This window comes from Halorussus marinus (genome assembly GCF_004765795.1).
Classification (GTDB): Archaea; Halobacteriota; Halobacteria; order Halobacteriales; family Haladaptataceae; genus Halorussus; species Halorussus marinus.
In genome coordinates, this window is record NZ_SBIV01000020.1 from 1 (window position 1) to 10,366 (window position 10,366).

The following is a 10,366-nucleotide window of genomic DNA, read 5'->3' on the forward strand; positions in this document are numbered from 1 at the left end:
CCCCGATGAAGCGGGAGATTTGCGTCATGGTCAACGGAACTCTCCCGCTTCAACTCCTTTGATTTAGCGGCCTACCTCTCTGCCGTATGGCGATTCAACACAGCCCTTTTACCCCATAGGCACTGTTCAGATAAGGATGAAGGATGAGGCGGTTCGATTTGCTAGTGATCCATGCCAGAAATCGACCGCCTCAACGGAGCTAGCGACTCGATCGAGTTAGAGTTTATGGAGCGAGAAGCGACACCGGAGCCGCTGATGAAGCTCAGTATCCACCTGCATGCGGCCGGATTATCACTCTCGGATACTGTTTCGGTCTTAGAACAATTCGGTGTCAAACGGTGTCGATCCACTATCCACAATTGGGTGCAGAAAGCCGATCTACAGCCAACTGACGGCAAAAACCCGAATCACGTTGTCGTCGATGAAACCGTGATTCAACTCAACGATCAACGCTACTGGCTGTACGCCGCCGTCGATCCTCAAACCAACGAATTTCTCCACGCCAAGCTCTATCCGACACGAACTATCGTTGTGACGAAGCAGTTTCTCACCGAATTACAAGAGAAACACCGCGTCGCCGACGCGGTGTTTCTCGTCGATGGCGCGCCGTGGTTACAGGCCGCACTCTTCGAGCAAAACCTCCGATTTCAGTATGTCACACATGGAAATCGGAATAGCGTCGAACGTGTCTTCAAAGAGCTAAAACGCCGAACGAAACAGTTCGCCAATCATTTTCGCCACGCGACTCACCGCTCTGCCGAAAATTGGTTGCAGACCTTCGCCTTCGCATGGAATCAGCTAATCTGAACAATGCCACCCCATAGTGGGCAAACACTTTAACGACTCAATTTATCTTTCAGACTATGTTCGGCGGGGATGATGACGAAGAGGACGAAGTTAGTCCGGAACAGAAGCCTGAGCGTATTTCTGAATTGATTGAGGCCGTCCCTCCAGAAGCGGAAGAAGAGGCCACAGAATTCGTAAGAACCGTAGATGATGCTGATGAAGCGATAAAGGGACTCGAACAGATAATCGCAGAGAATAGTCCTGACTCGCCCGACGAAGCAGTTCGACAAGCGGAGACATTAGATGGACTGGAGCGACTACTTGCGACGGATGGCAGTATCACCTCTTGGGTTGGAAGTCGAGTTGGCATGATTAAAGGGAGCGAGAGCGCTCAGTTACGGGAAGTTCTCGCAGAATTTCCAGACCGGATCCAAGCAAAAGCAGACGAGATCGTAGAAGAAGGGGAATCAGCAGAGGAGGTAATCAATAATCTTGAGACCTTGACTGAGGAGTTCCACGAACAACGTTCCGACGATATCGTAGCTGAAGCCGAATCATTGGAGGACTTAAAATCGTCGCTCGGTAATGACGAATCTCAGGAAGAATCTGACGAAGGACGTTCTCTTTTAGGGAAGATTCGGAATAAGACAGACGAAGGAATAGAAGAGACGCAACACACGTTTGAAAATGCAGAACCGCATGAGGCTGCGACGTGGGGATTGATGGCTGGTTTAGCGGTGATGAACCCGGCTTTGGGAGCACCAGCAGTTGCAGCGTCAACTTCAACTAGTGCTTTAGTTGCTGCGTCGGCTTTAGGTGGTGGTGCTATCGGTGCATACGCAAGTAGCCACAATGACTCCGCTCTAAACGATGTTGATCCCACAGAACTGTTGAATCAGTCACAGCAGATGGCAGAGAAAGGACGGGACATCGAGGATATCGACGGGGAAACTCTTGGAGCAGCACTTGGAGCCTCTTCCTACCTCGCGGATATCCTCGTTCCAGAAGCTTATGCCCAATGGGTCACGCACGCTGACCCAGAAGCGATGTTGGAAGGAGCAAGTTTGGGAGCACAACACGCGGCGGCGAACGAGGTAGGAATATCACGGAGACAGGGTAAGACTGTCGGGGCAGGTCTTGGTCTTATGATTGGGTATGCCCGGTCTGGCGAGTCGGACGACGCTCTACAAGAAGTCCTCGACGCAGACTTGTTCAAAGAGTACCAAGATCAAGTTCGCGTTTTAGAGGAATAGATGAGCGTCGGAGAACCGTTTCTTCTAGATTCATAGACGGTGAACTAACGAACTCCGTTTTGGTAACCCAATAGAGGCAATAAGGAGGTAGAGGCAAGCTAAAACTGCGCAGTGGTCTGTGCGAAATCCCCAGAAGGAAGCGTGTTGGAACCACATTAGTTAGATTTACGACCACATTGCTGGTTTCGGCTCTAATTCCAAGCAGATTTTGCACGCAACTATCAAACAGACTAAGAGTGGATTCAGAGCGCTCCACCACCCGATTTCCCTCACTAGGACCCCGTACTCTTCAGTCTCCTTCTCGGGCTCGATATGCTCGTGTGCCAATGGTTTGTGCTTGTTGCAGTACCCGGGCTCGTCCTTTGGTTCTCAAGGACAGCAATTGTCTTGGCATGTAGTCTCTTCTTTCTTCGGGCATTTGTGGTTCATCTTCGCCGTCAACGTGTCGAACGAGTCCCGGCAGAGCACGCAGACGTGGTCGTCACACCGATCAACTCTCACATTATTGTTACTCGGGACTCTTTTCTGAAGTTTACCTCACTGTTCGAGACGACGATAGTCAAGAGGCGCAGACGTTCCTTGAAGCGAATTATCCAGGAGTGGGACTGCTAATATTGAATCTTGAGCCACGAGACTTATCGCGAAAACGCCAAGCAAAACCACTCGAATTACGAAAAGTCCTGTTGGACGGTGTTCCGGGACGAATCTTGGGTTCCAAATAGTACGCGACTGCAGAGCGGCTACTGGTTATTTTTTAGGAGATCGTTCATGCTCTGCCGGGGACCGGATTTCATCGGATTGCTCGACGAGTCGAATACCGGCGTATGAACTCGCTTGCCGACAGAGGTAAGTCGCGGCCGCGATGCGGTCTGCGAGGACTGCATCTGTGTCCCACCCTCGTCATCATTACTGGGTTCGTCGGCAGGGAGTTTCAGTACTTCACAAAGCCGGTTAGTTAGGACGTCTGCTTGCTGCGAATGTGCCTAGCAAACAGCAGCAAGCAGACAATGAAATTCACGAGGACCAGCTCCTTATACTGACGGCTAAAAATTCATGGAGCTTGAGGAACAAGGATCAGTATGGCGACGTTGGAGAACGTCTCTGTTGAAGACCTCCGCCAGATCTTGGCGGAGGTCGATGATGCCGACGCGACAAAGCGGCTTATGGCCGCGATCACCTACAAAGAAATGGACGATCTCACGCAAGCGGAAGCTGCCGAACTCTACGGATTTTCTAGCAGTTGGGCCTCAAAATGGTTCAACCGACTCGAACGGCTCGCCGACGAGCCGTTCGAGGAGGTCGTCTACGACAAACCACGAGAGGGCAGGCCGTCCGAGCTCTCCGAACAAGAGCACGAGCAGTTCGTTGAAGCACTCCACGACTCACCCGAGGAAGTCGGATATGACGCGCCCGCGTGGTCTGTTCCACTCGCGCGTCACTATCTCGCTGAAGAATTCGACGTTGAGTACTGTGAACGTCACGTCCGACGATTGATGTCCGAGGCCGGGCTGTCCTGGAAGACAGCCCGGCCGGAGTTTCACAAATCCGACGAGAGAGCTCAAGAAGCCTGGCAAGACGGCTTCAAAAAAAGCGCGACAACCTGGACGACGAATACACGATCCTGACCATCGATCAGACGCGTCAGGTTCTCTCGACGCTGATCTATGCCTGGTTCCCGGAAGGAGAGCGCCCGTCACTGCCGGTGACGGGCGCGTGGGACAGCATCAAGTTGCTCGGTGCAGTCAGCGATTCCGGAGAAACGTTCTTTCTGCCCTGTGACGAGAACTTCAACAGCGACACGACGATTCGCTTGCTAGACGCTCTCCAAACCGAATTCGGCGAGAAAATCTGCGTCGTCTTGGACAACGCGTCGTATTTCACGGCCAACGCAGTGCAGAAATTCGTCGAACACACGCCGATCGAACTGTGTTACCTTCCGCGGGGTTCACCGGAGCTGAACCCCGCGGAAGAGTGCTGGCGACAGCTTGATCAAGAGCTTGGCAACCGTCTGTTCGACACCCTCGACGATCTTCGTGATGCTGCGCTCTCTGCGCTCGATCGAATCGAAGTTCCAGATATCTTCACGTACTTATGTCCGTGAGTATGAGTTCGCAAATGAGGAACTCAACGACGAAGAATCCACAGAGTAGCTGTTTTCGCAGTGAGTGCTGTATCAATTCTCTTGACCGGAGATTCTCCTATGGGGGTGCTATTCTACAAATCTGGCTTTTCAACTTGAGCGTAGCTTTTTGATTTTCCTGTTCAGAAGTTAGTAGACGAAGATGGCGGACGCACCAGATACCGAACGGCAGGCGGTCGAACCCGATGCGAGAGAGGACCTCAGCGTGCCACAGCTGAACGACCGGCTTGCGTCAGTCGTATAGGGCACGCCTGCCCTCAACGGCGTCCGTTGGATTGGCAAAATCACTGACCTCCACTAGGGCAGTACGGCACTCTATTTCACGCTCACCGGCGGCGACGACGAACTCCCCTGTATGGTCTTGGAAAGCCGGTACTGAGACATGGACGCGGAATTTAAATACAGAAGCGAGGTTATTCCGTTCTACGACAATCTTCGATATCTTCGATGAGGGCTTCTGCTTGTGCTTCTGCCGTTTCGGAGTCCTCCTCCGGGGCAACCGATTTTGCATCTGGACAGCGTGTCATAGAATTCGTCTCACACCCCCTACCTAGCGATTACACAGCTCGAATTTCGCGTCTACCCTGTGGGTCTCGTCAGCTGTCAATTTTATTCAGTATATGACCGATGGATAATAGCTGTCGGGAACCATTGTATGACACGCTCTCTGGATCGAAGGTCGGGAGTTCCTGTTCCCAGCCCTTCTCGGCGTAGCTGTCGTCGGGTGCTGACTCGAAGAATTGAACGAGTGAATCGAGCGATTCGAGCCGTCGCTTTAGCTTACTGGCTCGGCTTGGGTCGACGTAATAGACGTTGTCTGCTCGTTCGATAAGCCCGTACTCGAAGAGACGAGCCATCGTGCTTGACACGGCGGTCTTGTTGAGGGCTGTTCGGGCCGCAATTTCGCGTGGAGTGTAGCCGTATTCGCGGTGTGCGACAAGGAAGCTGAGAACGCGGTACTCGTTCGTGTCCGGCTTGATCGGGAACCGATCGTCACTCGTGAGTTCATCAACCGGAACGGGCATCCGTACTAGTACCTGTTGCCGGATGACAATACGGTTTTCGCAGATGGATATGTTTCGCCAAATATCTGAAGGACATTTCAGAGAATTTCGCTTCTGGCCAGTAGAAATATTATTCGAAATTTGCTGTCTAATCCTGTAGAGACTTAATGACCAGCAGCAGGATGCTCATCGTCATTCCGAACATTCTCAATCGGTTCGTAGTCCGCGGCTTTGCCGACTGGCTTGAACCCGGGAACGTAGCTGAAGCGTTTCCCTGGCTCCCTACGGAACATCAACGGGAAGGAGCCACGGTCCTCGCGAGCCCGGTACTGTGGCTCCCACTCACGGAATTCCATCGTCGGTTTGGCAACCTGCGGGGCAGGCAGTTCTGCACGCTCCAAATCTGGTAACTCAAGCACGCGCACCTCGAGTTCACGCGCCAGTTTCTCGGCCCGAGGCGTAAGCTCAGTCGTGTGACAGAGCACCGGCATCGCGCGACAAGCGAACGCCACGGTACATAACCGGAAGAGAGCCGTCGGAGTGATTGGGTCGTCTGTCCAGTCTTTACACTGTGCGACAATCCAGTCGCTTGGCTGCTGCTGTTTCTCCTCCCGTCTGGCGACGACATCAATCTCCAGACTATAGAGGTGTTGGCGTGTCGCTGCACGGTATCCCCAGCGTCCGAGTGCACGCTCGAGTTGATACTCGAGCCACCGCCCATCACCATTCCCACGCCCCCCGACGTGCGGGTCAACGTTGTCGAGGTTGATATCCTCTCTGTCGGCGAGAACTGGACTATCTTCCGGGACCGATGACAGAATGTCTCGAAGGGCTGTCGCGTACTCGAGGGCTGTTGTGAACTTCTCGACAGGTGGTTCGTCATAGTGGTGGGCTGCCGGCTGTACAGCACGGAGTGAGCGAACTAGCCAGCACAACTGCCGTTCGATGTGAGTGAGTGCAGCCGCGTAGTCATCCCTTGATTCGGGAGTTCGATCTTCTGCTGAGTCAGCATCTCGGTCTGGCTCGGGCAGAATCCGTTCGGCTTCAGTGATCGGCTGGCTTGCGAGAAAGAGGAGGCGGCGGGCGAACATCCGTTGGTCAGTAGGAAGTGAATGATCGCGCTCGAGTGTTTCACGGAGTGCCTCGATTGTCTCCGTCAGCAGGCTCAGGCGGTCATCGTACTCCCCTGGAGTGGGCTCATCCATCGTCATTGGTGAGTGGGCTTGGAGTGAACTGCAGGCGCGTCAGCGGCGTCTCTGACAGCGGTTTGACGGCTGGCTGACCCTTCTCCTGGAGGTGATGGTAGAGTTCCTCCTTGTCGGTTACAGTGTACCACTGGTGGCTATCCTGCTCGCGGTACCGCAGTTCATCGTCGACAGCCGCAACTACGCCTTGTTCACCCGTCGCCGTCGCATCGAAGACAAGGACATCTGGATCAGGGTGCGTCCATGTGCTGCGAATCCATTCGAGGTGCGTATCGAGTGTCGGAGGAGCCATGGGATCTGGATAGCGTGGTTCCGCCGGGGCGCTTATCGCAACGTCGTTGACGATGTTGCGACCGCAGACGCGCCATCCATCTCCAGTCCATTCGAGTTCACGACGCGTCCAGCTATCGTCATCGCTGTCGGGGTCGAGGACGAGTCGCCGCGGTGGAGTACGAGGTGGGTCCCACTGGAGAACACATAATCCACCGTCAGGGAGTGTCTCGTCATCCGTCCGGTGCTGGTGTTCGAGTAGCGCAGCGTCGATCTGTGAGCGTGCGCGCCGCAGTGTGGCGATCGGATCTTCAGCCGGTTTGGATGCAGTTGCTTCGTCCTCAACGACCGCCTCGAACAGCCGGTGGAAGCTGGCGTCGATATCCCGAAGCGTCGCGAGTGCGCGCTGTTGGCTGTCAGTCATGCGGTCTCCTCCGTGTCTGGCTTGTAGCAGGCAGTCTGTAGCCGGCGGATATATTCGGCGAGCGGCTCGGTGGCATCGGTTGGGGTCACTTCCTTTGGTCGGTCATCATAGTTGACAGCGCCGACCTCATCGAGTTTCTCAAGATGCGATTGGGTTAGCGTGATATAGACAGACGTACGCTCGTCGCTCCCCACTTTGCTGGGGTCGATCATGTTTTCGATGGCCGCGATTTCGATTGCGAGTTCGTTGGCAGTGACCCCGCTATGGGAGCGTGATAGGGACAATAAGACGCGGCGACGGCGGCTATTTGCAATCGCATCGAACGCCTTGTCGGGATCCATCGGGATGGCGAGTGACGCTGTCTCGTCGTTCGGGGTGGACATTTAGATCACCCCCGCTGTGGGCGCCGTCTCCCGACTCCATTTTCCTGATTTCAACGTGGCCTCATCATCGACTCTGTGCTTGTCGAACCTGTCACGTCGCCACGCTCGATACTCCGTGAGCAGTGAAAGTAGTCGATCATCAGTGGTCTCGATGTCGTCGCTGGAGATTACTTCATCACGCTGGATTGCGAACTGTACGACTTGGTGAGTTAGTGGGTCAGTTTCGGGAGTCCTGTTCTGAGAGACAGAGTTATGACTCCTGACCCTGGTATTTTGGCTTGCTGTCATTGGCTTGGCAGCACGGTTCCTCCGGCGTCCCAGCGCCGGAGGGCTTCTCAGGAATCGTGCTATTTCTGTGTCGGATACACTGTGACTTTTATATTTGTCCCACAAGTAGAAAACGCCATATTTTCTATTTTGAGCGACTGTACCACCAGAACTGCCTTGTTGTCTTAACTATCTATTAAATCACACATCATCACCCGTGGTGGCTACAAACAATCTTCTCACTACCGTAGCTTATCCGAGCTAACTGCCGCTCATCGCGACACATTCGATCATAGGTGGCGCAGATCACACTCGATTGGGTTGAGACGCTACACGAAGTACTCAAACTCCACGGCCCGAGAACGTCTCTATCGAGTAGATCACCACGGGCGGCTTACGTAGCCTTCTGGCTCTAGCTCCGACACGACCGTTTTGAGCCTCTTGAGGAGGACGACGCATTCACTCGTGAATACGTCGTCCACGGGGATGGTGAGTACGTAGATGGGGATGTCCATGTGAACACGTGCGAGAGCCACCGTCGCGTCAGCGACGCGTAGCTCTCGCCGCATCGAGGAGTCTCCAAAGACACACTCACACCGTATCTCCGAGCGTTTCAGCTTCGTCGTGAAGTCTTTCAAAAACCGGGTGAAGAAGCGCTCAAAACCATCCTCGAAACTGTGTTGTGACTCACCAACAATCTACGCCACGAGCGTTGTTGTTTGGCTTACTCGGAAGGTTAATCCAGCGAGACGTATTCGTCTCGCGCACAGCGGTTACAGAGTTGGCTTGCACCATTGACTGGCTCCACTGTGGAAAACGTCACAGCAGGCGGCTCATGGCCACATGACGGACACGTAATCTCACCCTCCTCGTACGGGTCAACTAGCAGATTCGGGATATTGTCTCGATAAACCTCAGCGTATTCTTTTGTGTCGTTGTCGATGTCCCACTCTTGCGTGTAAGTATCTATAACAGAGCTATCTGTATCGCCCCGAAGGCCTTGGACATATCCTTTGGCCGATCCGACTGGAACCTCATTATCGTCGATTCGTGCTCGTAATTGCGTGGTGAACCAGTGCCGACACCAGTGCGGGGTCACTCCACTTTCAACGTCCCAATTTTGTTTCTTTGCCAAGTCTCTGACTCTCTCATATATTCCATCGCAGCCTAATCTGTCCCCTGTCTCTGCACTACCCTGTGATAACGAGAATATTTTGAGAATAGGGTTAGCTGGCGACTTCGAGCTCGGAGCCAGTGCCAGGTACCACTCGAATAAATCGACCGTCTCTTTATCAAGGGGGATTTGGCGGTACGAGTTTGGCTTATTCCCGGACTCTCGCACCTCGCCGTTGACATTATCTCCTTGACTGGTTGAGGAATCGACATATAATGTATTCGGCTTATCGCGTATTTCTGTTCTTGGTGGATCCATAACCTCAGAGATTGGCCGCTCTATGTTGATGTCCCTCTCGTCAAGGTTCGCTAGTTCTGAACGTCGCAATCCTGTTTTCAGCAGGACCACGAATATGAATAATGTGCAGGGATGCCTGATATTGGAGATCGCTTCTCGGAGAGTATCGAGGGGAACGTTGAGTTTGCTTGTTGAATCGTCGTAACTGAACGGGTCGGTGTCAAGAGCCTCCTGAAATGGATTTCCACCGCTAATTTCTGGCGTCTGTTTGAGGTCATCAATCATTTTACGCACCCGCCCTACTGACCTTTCACCGTATTTTTCTTGAATGTCTTTGGATCGTAAAAACTCACACCACTCTAGTGCTTCTTCCTTGGTTATATTAGATAGAGTGTAGTCCTTATTTTCGAGAAATGTTTGTAGATATCTCCAGGCTTCCCGGTACACTTCTTTACTAGCTGGTTCGAGTTCTTCTCCTCGAAAAGCAAGATAGTACTCAAGAAGAGATTCGTCGTCGCGCTTAGGCCGGGTATCAGACCTGAATTCTATTGTCATCGGTAGATTTCAAGTCCGTCTCGATGTATTTCTGGGTCGTTCTCGACGATATCGATCATCTCATCCCGCAGGATTTGATCCCAGAACTCGTCGGTGATCTCAACAGCATTGTCCATTCCTTCTGGGACCAGTTCCCGTATTGTAACTGGAGAAAACTCCCCGCCCGTTTCGGACGAAATTGAGTGGCGGGGGTCGTTATTAACTGTCGACATCATCCCCAACTTCAAGAAAATCCGTGCAGCTTCGGCATCGGTGCTGAATCCGTATTGTTCCTTCAACTTATCGAACATTTCCCGATCTGGATTTGGTAATTCTGTCCCGATCTTGTCGTCCTGCTCGGGGAGATTTACCACTAGTGCGTCCATACTCAGTATTACTCACGCAGGACAAAAAGCTTTCATATTGAACCAAGAGTCTCAGTTACTATTGGTTTAAAGTGAATATAATTCTCATTCAACCAAGAGAACAGGCACCCGATAATTGTCAACAAAACAAATAGCAAGACGGCAACAGGGCATACATCTAATTTGTAATGTCCGACTTTGTAGTCATTCAAATCATCCGAGAATCCGCTGCTCGCGCGCGCCCGTCGCACCAACATAGCCCTCGCTCTGAAGTTGGTGATTTCACGGTGTAGAAGGCCGCTACTCAGACAGTAGATGGGTAGA

The 10,366-nt window shown here is 52.8% G+C and carries 8 protein-coding genes and 2 pseudogenes; 4 read left to right on the plus strand and 6 right to left on the minus strand.

Annotated features, from left to right (window positions below):
• Positions 1-171 precede the first annotated feature (171 nt).
• From EPY72_RS18890 to EPY72_RS18900, 3 genes and pseudogenes are all read left to right on the plus strand, one after another.
• Positions 172-807, plus strand: coding sequence for an IS6 family transposase (locus EPY72_RS18890; RefSeq protein ID WP_135807432.1), 636 nt, complete (start codon positions 172-174; stop codon positions 805-807).
• A 56-nt stretch (positions 808-863) separates the two neighbouring features.
• Entirely contained in the window at positions 864-2,039 is a 1,176-nt protein-coding gene (locus EPY72_RS18895; protein ID WP_135807433.1) for an AAA family ATPase, read from the plus strand.
• Positions 2,040-3,226: 1,187 nt separating this feature from the next.
• Positions 3,227-4,140 (plus strand): annotated as a pseudogene (locus tag EPY72_RS18900) (IS630 family transposase).
• 635 nt (positions 4,141-4,775) lie between these two features.
• Here EPY72_RS18900 and EPY72_RS18915 read toward each other — a convergent pair.
• The 4 genes from EPY72_RS18915 to EPY72_RS18930 all read right to left on the minus strand — a co-directional run bounded on the left by EPY72_RS18915 (position 4,776) and on the right by EPY72_RS18930 (position 7,465).
• Complete coding sequence (locus EPY72_RS18915; protein WP_210423577.1) at positions 4,776-5,204, minus strand: MarR family transcriptional regulator; 429 nt, start codon at positions 5,202-5,204, stop codon at positions 4,776-4,778.
• 143 nt (positions 5,205-5,347) lie between these two features.
• The gene (locus tag EPY72_RS19735) at positions 5,348-6,394 is read right to left on the minus strand and encodes a hypothetical protein (protein WP_210423578.1); all 1,047 of its coding nucleotides are present in this window, start codon (positions 6,392-6,394) and stop codon (positions 5,348-5,350) included.
• The gene (locus EPY72_RS18925) at positions 6,381-7,082 is read right to left on the minus strand and encodes a hypothetical protein (protein WP_135807435.1); all 702 of its coding nucleotides are present in this window, start codon (positions 7,080-7,082) and stop codon (positions 6,381-6,383) included. The genes EPY72_RS19735 and EPY72_RS18925 overlap by 14 nt, the downstream gene beginning before the upstream one ends.
• Positions 7,079-7,465 carry a DUF7344 domain-containing protein gene (locus EPY72_RS18930; RefSeq protein WP_244605628.1) on the minus strand — a complete coding sequence of 129 codons (387 nt, stop codon included), beginning with the start codon at positions 7,463-7,465 and terminating at the stop codon, positions 7,079-7,081. The genes EPY72_RS18925 and EPY72_RS18930 overlap by 4 nt, the downstream gene beginning before the upstream one ends.
• 698 nt (positions 7,466-8,163) lie before the next feature.
• Between EPY72_RS18930 and EPY72_RS18935 the strand changes: the two are divergent.
• Positions 8,164-8,418: pseudogene (locus tag EPY72_RS18935) on the plus strand (IS1595 family transposase); the annotation flags it as partial.
• 50 nt (positions 8,419-8,468) lie between these two features.
• On the opposite strand, the gene EPY72_RS18940 reads toward EPY72_RS18935, so the two are convergent.
• Together EPY72_RS18940 and EPY72_RS18945 are read right to left on the minus strand one after the other, a co-directional pair.
• Entirely contained in the window at positions 8,469-9,698 is a 1,230-nt protein-coding gene (locus tag EPY72_RS18940; protein WP_135807436.1) for a tyrosine-type recombinase/integrase, read from the minus strand.
• Positions 9,695-10,063, minus strand: a complete 369-nt coding sequence (locus EPY72_RS18945) for a hypothetical protein (RefSeq protein ID WP_135807437.1) — start codon at positions 10,061-10,063, stop codon at positions 9,695-9,697. The genes EPY72_RS18940 and EPY72_RS18945 overlap by 4 nt, the downstream gene beginning before the upstream one ends.
• Positions 10,064-10,366: the final 303 nt, after the last annotated feature.